The following is a 16,346-nucleotide window of genomic DNA, read 5'->3' as shown; positions in this document are numbered from 1 at the left end:
GCCTTGTTCTTGACTTCGAGGAGCTGTTGCAGCTCCGTGACATTCTTCTCGAGTTCCTTCACGCGGGCATTGGCGTCCGCGATGGCCTTGTCCCGCGCGATCTTGTCTTCCTGGGTCGCTGCGGGCGCGCCTGCCTTGTCCGCAGCGCCCGGCGCGGGCTGGGTGTTCGACAGTTTCAGCTTGTCGCGGGATTCGGATGCCGGAGTCGGCTTGTCCTCGACCTTGGCCGTGATCCTGCCGCCGGCACTCTGCTTCGCCTCGGCCGATTTCTGCGGATCGGCACCGGCAACTTGTCCGGCCAGCTTGTTACGGTAGTTGTTGAAGTCGGCAGACTGCGCAAGGACAATGTGGCGCGCCTCGCCGGCACCGATCGAACGCGCCTTGTCCGCGTCCGGCACACTGAGGATCTGCCCCGCCTTGAGGCGGTTCATGTTATTGCCGACGAAGGCGTCGGGATTCGATTGATACAGCGCGACCAGCATCTGGTCCAGCGACACGCCGCCCGGCTTCACCTGGCTGGCGATGCGAGCCAGAGTATCGCCGTTGCGGACATGGTATTCGCCGCCGCCGGCCGCTGCGCTTTCCGCCGGTGCAGGTGCAGGCCGTGCGGCGCGGGGCGCCGGTTCGGCGCGCTGTACGCGGGACGGCGCCGCAGCGCGCGGCGCGGGTGCGGCATCCGGCTGTGCTTGGACCGGGGCCGGAGCAGCAGGCGCTGCCGCCTGTGGCACCGGCATCGGCGCAACTTGCGCGGATTGCGTGGTTCGCAGGTCGGCGGGATCCAGCAGGAAGGTGTATTCGCGCACCAGGCGTCCGTTCGGACCGCTCAGTTCGAGCAGCATGTCGACGAACGGCTCGTTCAGCGGCTGGGCGGAGGTCAGGCGGATGAACTGCCGCTCTCCTCGTTGCTCGACCGAGAACCGCAAGCCCATCAGTGCCGGGTGGAAATCGATGTTTGCCTGGCGGTATGCCTCCGCCGATGCCAGTTTCGCGCTGAGTGCCCCCACCTCATCCTTCGAAACCGCGGTCAGCTCGATCTCGGCCCGCAATGGCTGCCCCAGGGAAGACAGGACTGTCAGCTTCCCCAGCCCGGCGGCGTACGCATTTGAAAACACCAAGGCAGACGCAACGGCGGCGCTGAGTGTCTTCAAATTGAACAGCCCGGTCGGGCGCTTGTTTGAATGCAGTTTGGATGGCATAAGAAGGCATTCCGTTCGCGAATCTGGCGCGGGGACAATCACGGCGCCAATTTAACATTGATCGGGGGAACTTTCACCATATCATCATGGACTTAGGCGCGCAAGTGTAACCAAGTTACTAAGAAGTGTAAAACCGGCAGACCCGCCCCATGCCTCACGTTTGCCTGATGTTGACGAAATGGCTGTTGTGCGCTGGCAACGAAACTGGGGCCTGTCGGCCCGCGGTACGGTGTACCACGGCGACAGGCCCCAGGGATTGGCAGCAACTATATAAATATAGTTAAAGTCAGTCTTCGAGCAGGATGCGCAGCATGCGGCGCAGCGGTTCGGCGGCGCCCCACAGCAGCTGGTCGCCGATGACGAAGGCCGACACGTACTCCGGCCCCATGTTCAGCTTGCGCACGCGGCCCACGCCGACCTGCAGGCTGCCGGTGATGGAGGCCGGCGTCAGTTCCCTCTCGGTGATCGAGCGCTCGTTCGGCACCCACTTCACCCACTGGTTGCCGGAACGGATGATCTCTTCGACCTGCGCCAGCGGCACATCCTTCTTCAGCTTCAGCGTCAGGCCCAGGCTGTGGCAGCGCATCGCGCCGATGCGCACGCACAGGCCGTCGACCGGGATCGTGTTCTTGTTGCCCAGGATCTTGTTGACCTCGGCCTGGCCCTTCCACTCTTCCTTGGACTGGCCGTTGTCGAGCTGCTTGTCGATCCAGGGGATCAGGCCACCCGCCAGCGGTGCCGGGAAGAACTCGGTCGGCACGTCGTTGCGGATGGTCTGGGCAACCTTGCGGTCGATGTCGAGGATGGCAGACGCCGGGGTAGCCAGTTCGTCGGCAACCGCGGCGTGAATGACACCCATGCCCTTGAGCAATTCGCGCATGTGGTTGGCGCCGCCGCCCGAAGCCGCCTGATAGGTCATGGAGCTGACCCAGTCGACCAGACCTTCGCGGAACAGGCCGTTCATACCCATCAGCATGATGGAGTTCGTGCAGTTGCCGCCGATGTAGTTCTTCACGCCGCGGCCGAGCGCGTCCTTGATCACGTGCAGGTTGACCGGGTCGAGGATGATGACCGCGTCATCGGCCATGCGCAGCGTGGAGGCCGCATCGATCCAGTAGCCGTTCCAGCCGGCTGCGCGCAGCTTCGGGAAAATCTCGGTGGTGTAGTCGCCGCCCTGGCAGGTAATGATGATCTCGCACTTCTTGAGCTCGTCAATATTGTTGGCGTCTTTCAGCGTGGTTTCGTTCTTCGCCATTGCCGGGGCTTTGCCGCCTGCATTGGAAGTCGAAAAGAACACCGGGTCGATGTGAGCGAAATCGCCCTCTTCCTGCATGCGCTGCATCAGGACCGAGCCCACCATACCACGCCAACCTACCAGACCGACTAACTTCACGATTTTCTCCCTCAAGTGGACTACATGACAAAAACTTCTGCTACGAGGCGAGCGCCTTCACGACGGCGTCGCCCATTTCCCTGGTACCGACCTTGGTCGTGCCGTCCTCATAAATGTCCGGCGTGCGCAGCCCCTGCGCAAGTACCTTCTTGACCGCATTCTCGACGCGGTCCGCCTGCTCTGCCTTGTTCAGCGAGTAGCGCAACATCATTGCCGCCGACAGGATGGTCGCCAGCGGATTGGCGACGCCCTTGCCCGCGATGTCGGGCGCCGAACCGTGCGAGGGTTCGTACAGGCCCTTGTTGTTCGCATCCAGCGAAGCCGACGGCAGCATGCCGATGGAACCGGTCAGCATCGCGGCCGCGTCGGACAGGATGTCGCCGAACATGTTGCCGGTGACGATGACGTCGAACTTCTTCGGCGCGCGCACGAGCTGCATCGCCGCATTGTCGACATACATGTGGTCCAGCGCGACGTCCTGGTATTCCTTGTGCACGTCGGTCACGATGTCCTTCCAGAACTGGAAGGTTTCCAGCACGTTCGCCTTGTCCACGCTGGTCAGGCGCTTGTTGCGCTTGCGTGCGGCCTGGAAGGCGACGTGGGCGATGCGGCGGATTTCGGTTTCCGCGTAGCGCATCGTGTCAAAACCTTCACGCTCGCCTTTGAACGGGCCGTCCGGGCATTCGCGCACGCCGCGCGGTTGGCCGAAGTAGATGTCGCCGGTCAGTTCGCGGATGATCAGGATGTCCAGGCCGGAAACAACCTCGGGTTTGAGTGTCGAGGCCCCCGCCAGTTCCGGATACAGGATCGCCGGACGCAGGTTGGCGAACAGGTTCAGGTTCTTGCGCAGGCCGAGGATGGCCTGCTCCGGGCGAAGCGGACGGTCAAGCTTGTCGTATTTCCAATCGCCGACGGCGCCGAACAGCACCGCATCGGCTTCCTTCGCCAGCTTCAGCGTGCCTTCCGGCAGCGGATGGCCGTGCGCCTCGTAACCCGCCCCACCGACGGGCGCGGATTCCATTTCAAACTTTTCATCGAGCGCGTTCAGGACCCGGACTGCCTGTTCAATGATTTCGGGGCCGATGCCGTCGCCCGGCAGGATTGCGATTTTCATCTTGTTCCGTCTGCTGTCTGTTTTTCAAATGGTGTTGGCAAGCCAGGGCTGGGCCGCGAGATGGCGCTCTTCGAAAGCGCGGATCTTGTCGGCGTGGCGCAGGGTCAGGCCGATATCGTCGAGACCGTTCAGCAGGCAGTACTTGCGGAACGCATCGACGTCGAACGCAAAGCTGGAACTGCCGTTGGTCGTGCTCACCAGTTGCTTGTCCAGGTCGATCACCAGCTTGTAGCCCGGGAAGGCCTTCACTTCGTTGAACAGCTGGTCCACCTGGCTTTCGGACAGCACGATGGGCAGCACGCCGTTCTTGAAGCAGTTGTTGAAGAAGATGTCGGCAAAGCTGGGCGCAATGACGGCGCGGAAGCCGTACTGCTGCAGCGCCCACGGTGCGTGCTCGCGCGAGGAACCGCAACCGAAGTTCTTGCGGGTCAGCAGGATGGAAGCACCCTGGTAGCGCGGCTGGTTCAGCACGAAGTCCGGGTTCAGCGGACGCTTCGTGTTGTCCATGCCGGGCTCGCCGTGGTCGAGGTAGCGCCACTCGTCGAACAGGTTCGGGCCGAAGCCGGATCGCTTGATCGACTTCAGGAACTGCTTGGGGATGATGGCGTCGGTGTCGACATTCGCGCGGTCCAGCGGCGCAACCAAGCCTTCGTGTACGGTGAATTTATCCATGGTCCTGATCTCTGTCGCCGCCTCGTTTAACGGAGCGGCTGTCCTTCATTCATTTCTTCGCGGCGCTCTCGACGACTTCGCCTGCGCGCTTCACGTCCTTGCCGATGCCCTGCACGGTATTGCAGCCGGCGAGCACGAAAGCGGCGATAACAAGTGCAAACAGTTTTTTGGCGGTTTTCATTTTTATCCTCCCTATTAGCTGTCAGCGCAGTGCGCGTATGTCGACGAAATGCCCTTCAATGCCGGCCGCGGCGGCCATGGCCGGCGACACCAGATGGGTGCGGCCGCCCTGCCCCTGGCGTCCTTCGAAATTGCGGTTGGAAGTCGATGCGCAGCGCTCGCCCGGATCGAGCCGGTCGGCGTTCATCGCCAGGCACATCGAGCAGCCCGGTTCGCGCCATTCGAAACCGGCATCCTTGAAGATCTTGTCGAGACCTTCGCGCTCGGCCTGCTCCTTCACCAGGCCGGAGCCCGGCACCACCATCGCGAGCTTGACGTTGGAGGCGCGGAACTTGCCGCGCACGACCGCCGCCGCCGCGCGCAGGTCCTCGATGCGCGAGTTGGTGCAGGAACCGATGAAGACCTTGTCGATGCGGATTTCGGAAATCGCGGTGTTCGGCGTCAGGCCCATGTAGACCAGCGCCTTTTCCATCGCGTCGCGCTTGACCGGATCCTTTTCCTTGTCCGGATCGGGCACGCGGTCGTCGACCGGCACGACCATCTCGGGCGAGGTGCCCCAGGTCACCTGCGGCTTGATCTCGGCGGCATTCAGCGTCACCACCATGTCGAAGCGGGCGCCCGGGTCCGAATGCAGGGTGCGCCAGTGTTCAACCGCGCGGTCCCAGTGCGGCCCCGCCGGTGCGAACGGGCGGCCCTTGATGTAGTTGATCGTGGTGTCGTCGACGGCGACCATGCCGGCGCGCGCGCCTGCCTCGATCGCCATGTTGCAGACCGTCATGCGGCCTTCCATGGACAGCGAGCGGATGGTGGAACCCGCGAACTCGATCGCGTAACCGGTGCCGCCCGCCGTGCCGATCTTGCCGATCACGGCCAGGACGATGTCCTTGGCGGTGACGCCGAACGGCAGCGCGCCGTCGACCTGCACCAGCATGGACTTGGATTTCTTGGCCAGCAGCGTCTGGGTCGCGAGCACGTGCTCGACCTCGGAGGTGCCGATGCCGTGCGCGAGCGCACCGAAGGCGCCGTGCGTGGAGGTGTGCGAGTCGCCGCAGACGACCGTCATGCCCGGCAGCGTCGCGCCCTGCTCCGGGCCGATCACGTGGACGATGCCCTGGCGCTTGTCGCGCATGCTGAAGTAGGTGACGCCGAATTCCTTCGTGTTGGCATCCAGCGTTTCGACTTGCAGGCGGGAGACCGGGTCGGCGATGCCGTTGGCGCGGTCGGTCGTAGGGACGTTGTGGTCGGCCACGGCCAGGTTGGCGGAAAGGCGCCAGGGCTTGCGGCCGGCGAGTTTCAGCCCTTCGAACGCCTGCGGGCTGGTGACTTCGTGCACCAGGTGGCGGTCGATGTAGAGGACGGCGGTGCCGTCTTCCTCGGTGTGGACGACGTGCGATTCCCAGAGTTTGTCGTAGAGCGTTTGTGCCATGGGTCAGAAGCGTGCGAAAAGCCGCGCAAAACGGTGAAAATAGCTCTCGATTATGCCATAGTTGTGCGCCGCAAAACCGGGCCTTCGCGGCCGCCGCCCCAAATGAAAAACGCCCGCGGCCGGGGCGCGCGGGCGTTTTCCTTGACTGTTTTGCAATCGGCGCTATTTCTTCGCTTGCTCGTAGAGAGGCATCACCCTTTGCGAATACGCCGTCAGGTCGGCCAGCCGGTCGGACTGCGGCGGGTGGGTGGACAGGAACTTGATGGGCTCCCCGCCGCCCAGTTGCCCCATTTTCTGCCACAAGGTGACAGCAGCACGCGGATCGTAACCGGCGCGGGCGGCCAGTTCGATGCCGACCCGGTCCGCCTCGGTCTCGTGGCGGCGGGAATTGGGCAGTCCAAGCAGGCCCATGTACGCGTATTCCGCCGTTTTTTGACCCAGATCCCCGACCCCCATCAGCGCCGCGCCCACCGAAATCACCGTGCCGGCGACGGCCTGCTCCGAGGCGCGCTCGCGCGCGTGCTCCCGCAGCGCGTGGGCGATTTCGTGCCCCATGACGGCAGCCAGTTCGTCGTCGGTGATGTTCAGTTTTTCGATCAGCCCGGTATAGACCGCCATCTTGCCGCCCGGCATGCACCAGGCATTGACCTCGGGCGAGCTCAGGACATTGACCTCCCATGCCCAGGCGCGGGCGTCGGGGCGGAAGACCACCGTCTGCGGCACGATCTTGTTGGCGATGGCCTTCACGCGCGCGACCTGGGTCGGGTTGCGGTTGAGCGTCCCCTTCTGCCGTTCCTGCGCCATCATTGCCGCGTACTGCTCGCGCGCCGCCTGTTCGAGCGTCTCGGCCGGCACGGCCATGCGCTGCTCGCGGTTGACGCCGACGATGCCGCTTTGCGTGGTCTGCACCGTTTCGCAGGCGACCAGCGCCATCAGGCCGGCGGCGGCCAGCACCTGTTTCAGTAACATCCTCTTGACGACCGGTTTCATTTTCCCTCCTCATGATGATGCGGCTGCCAGCGGTAGGACAAGGCCGCAGCAGCGGCGCCGCCAAGCGCGAACAGGGCTGCCAATAAATAGACCATGCGCGAACCGAATGTATCCCAGCACGCCCCCAGCGCCAGTCCGCCCAGGGTCCCGCCTAGCCCATAGGAAATACTCGTGAACAGCGCCTGACCGCGTGCCTGCAGGCGGCCGGAGAACCAGCGCTGCAGAGTGGCGACGGAAGCGGAATGGTGCACCCCGAAGGTCGCGGCATGCAGCACCTGCGCCAGCAGCAGGACGAATAAGGATTCTGCCCCCAATCCGATCATGAGGAATCGAGCTACCGCAATCAACAAGCTCGCGATCATCAACTTCTGCACCCCGAAGCGCTTGAAGATCGGCGCCTGGTAGAAGAAGAAAACGATTTCCACCACCACGCCCAGTGACCACATCAGGCCGATCACCGTATTGCTGTATCCGATCTGGGCGAGGTAGAGCGAATAGAAGACATACAGCGATGCATGCGCGGCGATCATCAGGAAGGTGGAGGTGAAGAAGGCTGCCACCTCGCGGCGCCGCAACAGCGACAGCACCGAGGGCACCGCCTGCTGCAAGTCGCCGTGCGGCGTCTCGACCATGCGCAAGCTCGCCACCAGCACCAGCACAAGGAGCGCCAGCGTGATCCAGGGCATGAGGCCGATGCCGAACCAGTCCAGCAAGGGCCCCGCAAAGATCGCCGTCATGATGAATCCGACCGAACCCCAAAGCCGCAGGCGGCCGTAGTGCGTCAGGTCGCCCCGCATTTCGGACAGCATCAAGGCCTCGGACAAGGGCGCCTGCGCGCTGGTGAACAGGTTGACGGCAACCATCACCAGGAAGAATTGCGCAAAGGTCTGCCCGAAGAACATGCCGATGAAGGCGGCGGCGGCGGCGACTGCCGTGATGCGGAGCACCGTGACCCGTTGCTGGTGGCGGTCCGCCACCCAGCCCCACAGGTTGGGGCCGAAAATGCGCATCACCTGCATGAGCGACATCAGCACCCCGATCTGGGTGGCAGCGATGCCCTTGTCGGCAAAGTACAGGCTGGCGTACGGCGAGAACACACCGACGTAGCCGTAGTAGGCGAAGAAAAACAGCGCGAAGCTGAACGACTGCTTTGGCCAGGGGGAAGACTGCACGGGATGCTTTTATTCTAGGCTTCAGGCGTGTCGGCCGATCTGTCCGGCGCCCGCCTGGTCAGCGCCGGCTCCCCGGCCGGCATGCCATGCCTGCCGGCCCCGGACTGCTGTGCTTTACTTGACGCGCGCCGGAATCTTCGGCGTGCTGACCGCGACATCGCCGCACTGTGCGCGATGGCGCAGCGCGTGGTCCATCAGGACCAGGGCCAGCATGGCCTCGGCAATCGGCGTGGCCCGGATGCCGACGCAAGGATCGTGGCGTCCGAAGGTCTCGACATTGATCGGGGTACCCGACTTGTCGATCGAGCGGCGCGGCGTGCGGATGCTGGAGGTCGGCTTGATGGCGATCGACACGGTAATGTCCTGCCCCGTCGAGATCCCTCCCAGCACACCGCCGGCATTGTTGGTCACGAAGCCTTCCGGCGTCAGTTCGTCGCCATGCTCCGTGCCCTTCTGCGCGATCGACTTGAACCCGGCGCCGATTTCCACGCCCTTGACCGCATTGATGCCCATCATCGCGTAGGCAATGTCCGCATCCAGCTTGTCATAGATCGGCTCGCCCAGCCCGACGGGCACGTTTTCCGCCACCACGTCGATGCGCGCGCCGCAGGAATCGCCGTCCTTGCGCAACTGGTCCATATAGGTCTCCAGCTCGGGCAGGATGCTGGTGTTGGCGGCGAAGAAGGGGTTGTCCGGCACGTGATCCCAGGATTCGAAAGGAATGGCGATTTCGCCGAGCTGGCTCATGCAGCCCTTGAACGTGGTTCCGTACTGCTCCTTGAGCCACTTCCTGGCGATGGCCGCGGCGCCGACGACCGGTGCGGTCAGGCGGGCCGATGAACGGCCGCCACCGCGCGGATCGCGGACGCCGTATTTGTGCCAGTAGGTGTAGTCGGCGTGCCCGGGACGGAAGGTATCGACGATATTGCCGTAGTCCTTGCTGCGCTGGTCTTCGTTGCGGATCAGGAGCGCGATCGGCGTCCCGGTGGTCTTGCCTTCATAGACGCCCGACAGGATCTGCACGGTGTCCGACTCCTGGCGCTGCGTGACATGGCGCGAGGTGCCCGGCTTGCGGCGGTCGAGCTCGGGCTGGATGTCAGCTTCGGACAAGGCCATGCCTGGCGGGCACCCGTCCACCACGCAGCCGATGGCCGGCCCGTGCGATTCTCCAAAGGTGGTGACGGTGAACAGTGTGCCAAAGGTGTTGCCGGACATGATGATCTGCAGGTAATCGGGAAAGGCTCGATTTTAGCTTATCGACCACATGAATCACCAGGAATCGGCATTGTCGGCACGGCGCATCGAAAATCCGCCGCGCGCGCAACACTCGATTGCGCGCGAACGAAATATGGTGCAACATCCAAGACAGTTACCAATTAGCAAGAAGATTATCGATAGTATTAATGCCAGGGATCATCAGGACACAGCAAATTACATAAATGGCAATGACGGAGCTTCCACCCTTCACTGCTGTTCGTCGCCGATGGAATACCTAAACTACTGTTTCCATAAAAGAACACGAGCCCCCTGGAGAGGACAATGAGCAGATCGACTGCGTCCGCCGACGACGATCTCGTATTCATTGAAGAAGCCGCGGCTCCCTATGGCGCCTCCGATGCGAGCGAATCCCGGGAGGTGTGGCGCGTGATGATCGTCGACGATGACACGGATGTGCATTCCGCCACGACGTTTGCGCTCAGCAACCTGGAAATGCAGCACCGGCCGCTCGAGTTCGTTCACGCCTATTCCGCTGCCGAGGCGCGCGATCTCCTGGCCCAGGAGGAAGACATCGCGGTCATCCTTCTCGACGTCGTCATGGAGCAGGACGACTCGGGCCTCCAGCTGGTCCGGCATATCCGAGAAACCTTGAAGCTCACCGAAGTACGCATCATCCTGCGCACCGGCCAACCAGGCTATGCGCCGGAAATCGATGCCATCCGCGACTTCGACATCAACGACTACAAGACCAAGTCCGAGCTCACGCGCATCAAGCTCTACACGACCGTCACGGCCGCCATCCGCTCCTACGAACAGATCCGCGCGATCAATGCCAGCCGGCGCGGCCTCGACCGCATCGTCCGTGCGAGCACCGAGCTGATGGCGCTGCATGGCCTGGACAACTTCGGGGCAGGGGTCATCGCCCAGGTATCCAAGCTGCTGGACCAGGATGCCAGCGGCCTGCTGTGCGTGCAGGAACATCCGAACGACCACGAACGCGAACTGCACATCATTGCCGCCGCCGGCCAATACGCTAACCTTGCGAACCTTGCCAGCCCCGGCATCCCCGACGGCCGCGTCCCTGGCCTGCTGCAGAAGGCACTTGAGCAGCGGGCCAATATCTATGGCAAGGATTTCGCCACGCTCTACTTCGGCGGCAACGCCAACCGCGACTTCGTGGCCCACATCGATACCGGCGGCCCGCTCAATGAAATCGACCAGCGCCTGCTTGAAGTCTTCAGCCGCAACATCGCGGTCGGCCTCGACAACGTCCTGCTGGTGACGCGCCTGCACAATTTCGCGTTCTACGATCCGCTGACCAAGCTGCCCAACCGCACCCGCCTGAAAGAGCTGCTCGACGAGGCGCTCGGCATGACGACGCGCAAGGATGTGATCCTGGCGCTGGTGGATATCGACCATTTCTCCGAAACCAACGACGCTCTCGGCCACAAGTTCGGCGACCAGCTCCTGCTGGGCGTGGGTGCAAGGCTGCAGTCGCAGCTCGGCAGCCAGCTCACCATCGCGCGAGTCGGAGGCGACACCTTCGGCGTCCTCGGCGACGCCTCCCTGGTCCATCCTAACGTCCTGCTCAACCTGTTCGACAAACCCTTCAGCATCGACGGCCAGGAAGTCCAGCTCACTGCGACAGCCGGCCTTGTACGCCTGGCGGAATACGAAGGCGGCGGCGCGGACGCGCTCAAGGATGCCGACATCGCGCTCAAGCGCGCCAAGCTGCTCCAACGCGCCGGCCACTTCTACTTTTCGCGCAGCATGGGCGTGGACATCCGCGAGCGCGTGCGCCTCATGCACGCCTTGCGCAATGCCTACGAAGAGAAGGAACTGTTCGTCGTCTACCAGCCGCAGATCGACCTGCACAGCCGCAGGCCCGTGGGCGCGGAGGCGCTGCTGCGCTGGCGCACCAAGGACGGCACCTTCATTCCGCCCGACCGTTTCATCCCGATCGCCGAGTATTCCGGCCTGATCATCGACATCGGCGAGCGCGTCATGCGCGAAGCCTGCAAGGAGCTGGTACGCCTGCACAGCCAGGGCCACACCCAGTTCACGATGTCGATCAATGTTTCCCAGGTCCAGTTCCGTCATCCGCGCTTCCTCGACATGTTGCGCAACGTGCTGGCGGAGACCCAGGCGCCGCCCTCGTGCGTGGAACTGGAGATCACCGAATCGATCGCGATGGAAGAGCCCGACGCGCTCATCGAACTGCTCGGCCAGGTCAAGCGGACCGGCGTGAGCATCGCCATCGACGACTTCGGTACCGGCTTCTCCTCGCTCAGCTACCTGCAGCGCCTGCAGGCGGACCGCCTGAAGATCGACCGCAGCTTCGTCACCGAAATCACCAGCTCCTCGCGCGGAAGCAGCATCGCGGAAATGGTGATCCAGCTCGGCCGCAACCTCGGCCTGTCCGTCGTTGCGGAGGGTGTGGAGGACGAACGCCAGGCCGGCATCCTGACCAAGCTCGGCTGCCCGCTCGCGCAAGGCTATCTGTTTGCCAAGCCAATGACGGTTGACCAGCTCACGGCCTGGCTCAAGGACAATGGGGCAAGGTAAAACCCTGCCTTTCCGGTGCCGCGCACCGCTTTCCCGGACGGAAACCACATGAAATTCAGCCGACGAACACTCACGCTGCGGCGCGCCATCGTGCTCGTCGTGGTGCTCGGCCTGCTGGCCCCCGCGGCGCTCATCAGCGGCTATTCGTGGTTCAAGCAATATAACGACGAAATCAAGCGCCAGACCGAGGAACTCCTCGAACAGAATGCCGACATCCTTTCCACCGGGATGCAGGAGCCGCTGTGGAACATCAACCAGGAAAGCGGCAGCGCGCTGGTGGACGCCATGATGTCCCGCAAGGAAGACATCGTGCGCATCGAAGTGCGTGACAACGCCCTCGGCGTGTTCGTGTCCGGAGAACGTCCCGAACGGCGCATCGGCTATACCGCCACGACCGAAAAGCCGGTCGTCTACCGCGGCAGCACCATCGGCTCCGTCAAGATCGAAGTGGGCAGCACGCGCCTGCGCGAGATCATGATGAACGACCTCATGGAATCGATGGCTGCCGTGCTGGCGCAGGCGGTCCTGTCGATTGCCCTCATCCTGATCCTGCTCGACCGCCGGCTGGTGCGTCCGCTGCAACGGCTGGGGTCCGGCGCAGAGCGTCTCGCCAACCGCCAGCTGGACGTGCCTTTCACCTGGCAGCGGCTGGACGAAATCGGCATGCTGAGCCGGCGCATGGAAGACACCCGCATCAGCCTGCGCAAGCTGTTCGAGGAGCTCGACCGCAAGAACCGGGAACTGGAACAGGACATCGACAAACGCAAGCGCGTGGAACAGGAACTCTACGAGCGCGAAGAGCGCTACCGCGCACTGGTGGAGCAAAGCCCGATTGCGATCATCGAGTGGGACAGCCGGCTGCAAGTGCTCGAGTGGAACGCGGCCGCCGAGCGCATCTTCGGGTATACACGCGAGCAGGCGCTGGGCAGGCATGCGAGCTTCATCATCCCCAATGCCACCAGGGAGGACATCGAGGCCGTTTTCAATCGCTTCGCCGCGGGCAAGGGCGACAGCCGCAACATCAGCCAGAACCGGCGCGCGGACGGCCATGTCATCACCTGCCAATGGAGCCACACCTATATCGCCGACAACACGGGCAAGTCCGACCGCCTGCTCTCGATCGCGGAAGACATCACCGAAAAGCGGCGTGCCGAAGAGGCGCTCAGCTTCTCGGAGGCCAAGTTTGCAGGCGCCTTCCAGGGCAATCCCGACTCGATCTCCATCACGCGCATGCGCGACGGCGTGCTCGTCGACGTCAACCAGACCTTCGAGGAGATCACCGGCTACAGCCGCGACGAGTCGGTGGGCAAGACGGCCGTCGCGCTGAATATCTGGGTGCACCCGAGCCAGCGCTGGACCTTGCTGCAGGAGCTCGCCAACAACAAGATGGCGCGCAACTTCGAATGGGACATGCGCACGAAGTTCGGCAGCCTGCGCCGATGCGTGTCGAACGCCACCACCTTCACCGCGAATAATGAACGCTACATGCTGGCCGTGATCCGGGACGTGACCGACCAGCGCCTGCTGGAAGAGCGCAAGGCCGAGGCGGACCGCGCCCTGCTCCGTCTTGCGCAAGGCACGCGCGACATCGCCGGCGAGTCGTTTTTCGAGCTGCTTGTGGCGGACCTTGCGTCGGCGCTGCGCACCGAGTGCGCCTTCATCGGCCTGCGCATGCCGGACGCGCAGAACCGGCTGCGGGCGGTCGCTGCCCATGTGCGAGGCCATACCGTCGACAACTTCGAGTACGACAGCGCGGGCACACCGTGCGAACGGACGCTGGAGGGGGAAATCTGCGTCTTCCCTTCCGGGATCGGTGGGACCTTTCCGGGCGAGATTGCGTCCGGCGAGCGCGGATGGGAAAGTTATGCCGGCGCGCCCCTGAGGGACGCGGCAGGCAACACGATCGGGGTGCTCGCCGTCATGCACACCGAAACGCTCGGCAATCCCGATCTCGTCAAGTCGCTCCTGCAAGTGTTCAGCGAGCGGGCCTCCGCCGAACTCGAGCGCAAGCGCGCCGAGGAAGAGTTGCGCAACAGCGAACAACGCTTCTCCACGATCTTCCAGTCGTCGCCGATCGCCATGTTCGTCACCCAGGTGCGCGGCAACTATGTCATCAAGGATGTGAACCGCGCGTTCGAGCACCTGTTCATGCGCGACCGGGAGACGGTGATCGGCAAGAACACCGTCGAGCTCGGCCTGTACTGCGACAACAATGACCGCGCCGGGCTGATCGAAGAGCTGAAGCAGACCGGCTCCACCGACGAGCGCCGCGAGGCGTGGATGAATCGCGGCGACGGCACCAGGTTGCTGGTTCAGTTCTCCGGACACACCTTCACGCTCAACGGCGACAAGTTCGGCATCCTTGCCTGCGCTGACGTCACCGACAAGCGCCGCATCGAGACCCAGATCCGGGAACTGAATGCCACCCTCGAGCAGCGCGTCATCGAACGCACGGAAGAACTGCAGCAAGCAAACATGGAACTGGCCCATGCGCTGGAAACGCTGAACAAGGCGCAGGAAGAGCTGGTGCGCAGCGAAAAGCTGGCCGCCCTGGGATCGCTGGTCGCAGGCATTGCCCACGAACTCAACACGCCCCTCGGCAACAGTCTGATGGTGGCAAGCACTCTGGTCGACCAGACGCGCAGCCTGACGCAAAACTACCAGGGCAACGCGCTGAAGCGAACCATGCTCGAAAACTATCTTGGCGACGCGTCCAAGGCGGGCGACATCCTCGTGCGCAACCTGCAGCGCGCAGCCAATCTCGTCACCGGCTTCAAACAGGTCGCAGTGGACCAGACCAGCTCGCAGCGGCGCAAGTTCTCGGTCGCCGAAGTCGTGTCCGAGATCATGCTCACCCTCTGGCCGACACTCAAGAAGACCTCATTCGTCGTCAGGCAGAACATCCCCGACGCGCTGCTCATGGACAGTTACCCCGGACCGCTTGGGCAAGTCATCACCAACCTCGTCAACAACGCGCTGCTGCACGGCTTCGACGGGCGGCAGTCGGGCACCGTCTCGATCGATGCCGAGACCGGTACCGACGGCTGGCTGGAGTTGAAAGTGAAGGATGACGGCGTGGGAATTCCCGCAGCCAACCTGAACAGAATCTTCGATCCGTTCTTCACGACCAAGCTGGGCGCGGGCGGCTCGGGACTGGGGCTGAACATCACCCACAATATCGTCACCGGCATCCTCGGCGGACGCATTCGCGTGCAGAGCGAAGCAGGTGCGGGCAGCACCTTCATCCTGACCCTGCCGCTAGTCGCGCCGCAGCGGCAGGTGGAAGACGAGCCGATCCGCTCGCAATCGACCTTCGTCTAGCCGATCGCCCCGGCAAGGGCACTGCCGCTCAGGAAGGCGTTCTCGACACGCCCGCTGCCGTCGAGTCCCGCAGCGAACCAGTCACCGCATACGCCCACCCTCGTCTGGCCGTCCCAGAGGCATGCGCCGGGCAGCGTACTCAGTGCCTGCGCAAAGCGCCACCGGTGGACGTCGGCGTACACCGGCTGGACGTGGGTCCCCGTTGCTTCGTGAAACGCCTTGAGGAGCTTTTCCTTGACCCGCTCCGGGTCGTCGGCGAGGTGCTCGGTGCTCCACGCCTCGGACGCGTGGCCGATCCAGTGCTCGCCCGGACGCCGTTCCGGCTTCGATGCATCGCGCGCAATCCACTTGAGCCGCGAACCCTCCACCCATGCGCCGTCGTAGTCGAGATCCAGCGGCTGCTCGAATCCCAGGATCAATGCCCAGCATGGTTCCAAATGCTCCTGGCTGACCTGCGCGGCCAACGGCAACAAGGACGTCAGCGGCTGCAGCAGGCGCGAGGCGATGTCCGCCGGCAGTGCAAGCACCACGGCATCGAAAGGACCGGCGGTCGCCGGCACCGGCACCGTGTCACACTGGAGCGAAAGCAGCCAGGCGTCGCCGTGCCGCTCCAGGCGGGTGACAGAGAGCTCGCAACGCACATCGAGTTCCGCAGCCAGGCGCGCGCCCAGCGCACCCATCCCGGGAACGGCGACCATGCGCTGCTTCGCATTGCTGCGGCCCGCGGGAACAGCGGTGCCCTTCTCCAGCTTGACCAGCCTTCCTTCCCATGGCGCCGCCCAGCCTGCCTTGCGCCAGGCGGCCACTTCCTTCCTGAAGCGCTCGCTGGTCGCGGTGAAATACTGCGCGCCGTGATCAAAGCCGCCGAGCTCGGTCTGCCGCGTTCCCATGCGGCCGCCGACATCGGCGTTCCGCTCATAGACGACGACATGGTGTCCCTGTTGCTGCAACTGGCGGGCGCAGGTCAGACCGGCCATTCCCGCACCGATGACGGCGATATGCATGTACAAGTCCTTTCTCTGGTGATGGTGTGACGGCGACAGGCGAAAAAAAACCGCTCATGGATCCAATCCGATGAACGGTCTCTTTGCGCCGCTGC

General features: G+C 63.6%; 12 protein-coding genes. 2 read left to right on the top strand and 10 right to left on the bottom strand.

Translation table 11 applies throughout. The features are described from left to right. From VFF99_RS12630 to aroC, 9 genes are all read right to left on the bottom strand, one after another. The coding region (locus VFF99_RS12630; protein WP_325018391.1) for a FimV/HubP family polar landmark protein at positions 1–1,196 on the bottom strand (1,196 nt) is incomplete at its 3' end. A 286-nt stretch (positions 1,197–1,482) separates the two neighbouring features. Further along, a complete protein-coding gene (gene asd, locus VFF99_RS12625) occupies positions 1,483–2,589 on the bottom strand; it encodes an aspartate-semialdehyde dehydrogenase (protein ID WP_325018389.1) in 1,107 nt (368 codons plus the stop codon). A 40-nt stretch (positions 2,590–2,629) separates the two neighbouring features. Beyond that, positions 2,630–3,703, bottom strand: coding sequence for a 3-isopropylmalate dehydrogenase (gene leuB, locus VFF99_RS12620; RefSeq protein WP_325018387.1), 1,074 nt, complete (start codon positions 3,701–3,703; stop codon positions 2,630–2,632). A gap of 24 nt (positions 3,704–3,727) precedes the next feature. Next, on the bottom strand, positions 3,728–4,375 hold the full coding sequence (gene leuD / locus VFF99_RS12615) for a 3-isopropylmalate dehydratase small subunit (protein ID WP_325018385.1): 648 nt from the start codon (positions 4,373–4,375) through the stop codon (positions 3,728–3,730). A 49-nt stretch (positions 4,376–4,424) separates the two neighbouring features. Beyond that, a complete protein-coding gene (locus VFF99_RS12610; RefSeq protein ID WP_325018383.1) occupies positions 4,425–4,556 on the bottom strand; it encodes an entericidin A/B family lipoprotein in 132 nt (43 codons plus the stop codon). A gap of 21 nt (positions 4,557–4,577) precedes the next feature. Continuing rightward, the gene (gene leuC, locus VFF99_RS12605) at positions 4,578–5,981 is read right to left on the bottom strand and encodes a 3-isopropylmalate dehydratase large subunit (protein ID WP_325018381.1); all 1,404 of its coding nucleotides are present in this window, start codon (positions 5,979–5,981) and stop codon (positions 4,578–4,580) included. Positions 5,982–6,143: 162 nt separating this feature from the next. Further along, the gene (locus VFF99_RS12600; protein ID WP_325018380.1) at positions 6,144–6,971 is read right to left on the bottom strand and encodes a M48 family metallopeptidase; all 828 of its coding nucleotides are present in this window, start codon (positions 6,969–6,971) and stop codon (positions 6,144–6,146) included. Continuing rightward, entirely contained in the window at positions 6,968–8,143 is a 1,176-nt protein-coding gene (locus VFF99_RS12595; protein WP_325018379.1) for an MFS transporter, read from the bottom strand. Before VFF99_RS12595 ends, VFF99_RS12600 begins: the two co-directional genes overlap by 4 nt. Positions 8,144–8,257: 114 nt before the next feature. Next, positions 8,258–9,358, bottom strand: coding sequence for a chorismate synthase (gene aroC / locus VFF99_RS12590; RefSeq protein ID WP_325018377.1), 1,101 nt, complete (start codon positions 9,356–9,358; stop codon positions 8,258–8,260). A 324-nt stretch (positions 9,359–9,682) separates the two neighbouring features. Between aroC and VFF99_RS12585 the strand changes: the two genes are divergently transcribed. Together VFF99_RS12585 and VFF99_RS12580 are read left to right on the top strand one after the other, a co-directional pair. Further along, complete coding sequence (locus VFF99_RS12585; protein ID WP_325018375.1) at positions 9,683–11,926, top strand: EAL domain-containing protein; 2,244 nt, start codon at positions 9,683–9,685, stop codon at positions 11,924–11,926. A gap of 48 nt (positions 11,927–11,974) precedes the next feature. After that, positions 11,975–15,247, top strand: coding sequence for a PAS domain S-box protein (locus VFF99_RS12580; protein ID WP_325018374.1), 3,273 nt, complete (start codon positions 11,975–11,977; stop codon positions 15,245–15,247). Here the strand turns inward: VFF99_RS12580 and VFF99_RS12575 are convergent. Further along, a complete protein-coding gene (locus tag VFF99_RS12575; RefSeq protein ID WP_325018372.1) occupies positions 15,244–16,251 on the bottom strand; it encodes an NAD(P)/FAD-dependent oxidoreductase in 1,008 nt (335 codons plus the stop codon). The two genes, VFF99_RS12580 and VFF99_RS12575, sit on opposite strands and share 4 nt — an antisense overlap. Positions 16,252–16,346 lie beyond the last annotated feature (95 nt).

It is taken from the genome of Noviherbaspirillum sp., assembly GCF_035654295.1.
GTDB lineage: Bacteria > Pseudomonadota > Gammaproteobacteria > Burkholderiales > Burkholderiaceae_D > Noviherbaspirillum.
The sequence above is the reverse complement of the archived record's forward strand: the minus strand, read 5'-3'. Positions and strand labels throughout refer to the sequence as shown.

Coding starts and splice junctions, on each gene's coding strand:
- VFF99_RS12580 (WP_325018374.1), top strand. CDS start 11,975: ATGAAATTCAGCCGACGAACACTCACGCTGCGGCGCGCCATCGTGCTC.
- leuC (WP_325018381.1), bottom strand. CDS start 5,981: ATGGCACAAACGCTCTACGACAAACTCTGGGAATCGCACGTCGTCCAC.
- leuD (WP_325018385.1), bottom strand. CDS start 4,375: ATGGATAAATTCACCGTACACGAAGGCTTGGTTGCGCCGCTGGACCGC.
- VFF99_RS12585 (WP_325018375.1), top strand. CDS start 9,683: ATGAGCAGATCGACTGCGTCCGCCGACGACGATCTCGTATTCATTGAA.
- VFF99_RS12600 (WP_325018380.1), bottom strand. CDS start 6,971: ATGAAACCGGTCGTCAAGAGGATGTTACTGAAACAGGTGCTGGCCGCC.
- VFF99_RS12575 (WP_325018372.1), bottom strand. CDS start 16,251: ATGCATATCGCCGTCATCGGTGCGGGAATGGCCGGTCTGACCTGCGCC.
- aroC (WP_325018377.1), bottom strand. CDS start 9,358: ATGTCCGGCAACACCTTTGGCACACTGTTCACCGTCACCACCTTTGGA.
- VFF99_RS12610 (WP_325018383.1), bottom strand. CDS start 4,556: ATGAAAACCGCCAAAAAACTGTTTGCACTTGTTATCGCCGCTTTCGTG.
- leuB (WP_325018387.1), bottom strand. CDS start 3,703: ATGAAAATCGCAATCCTGCCGGGCGACGGCATCGGCCCCGAAATCATT.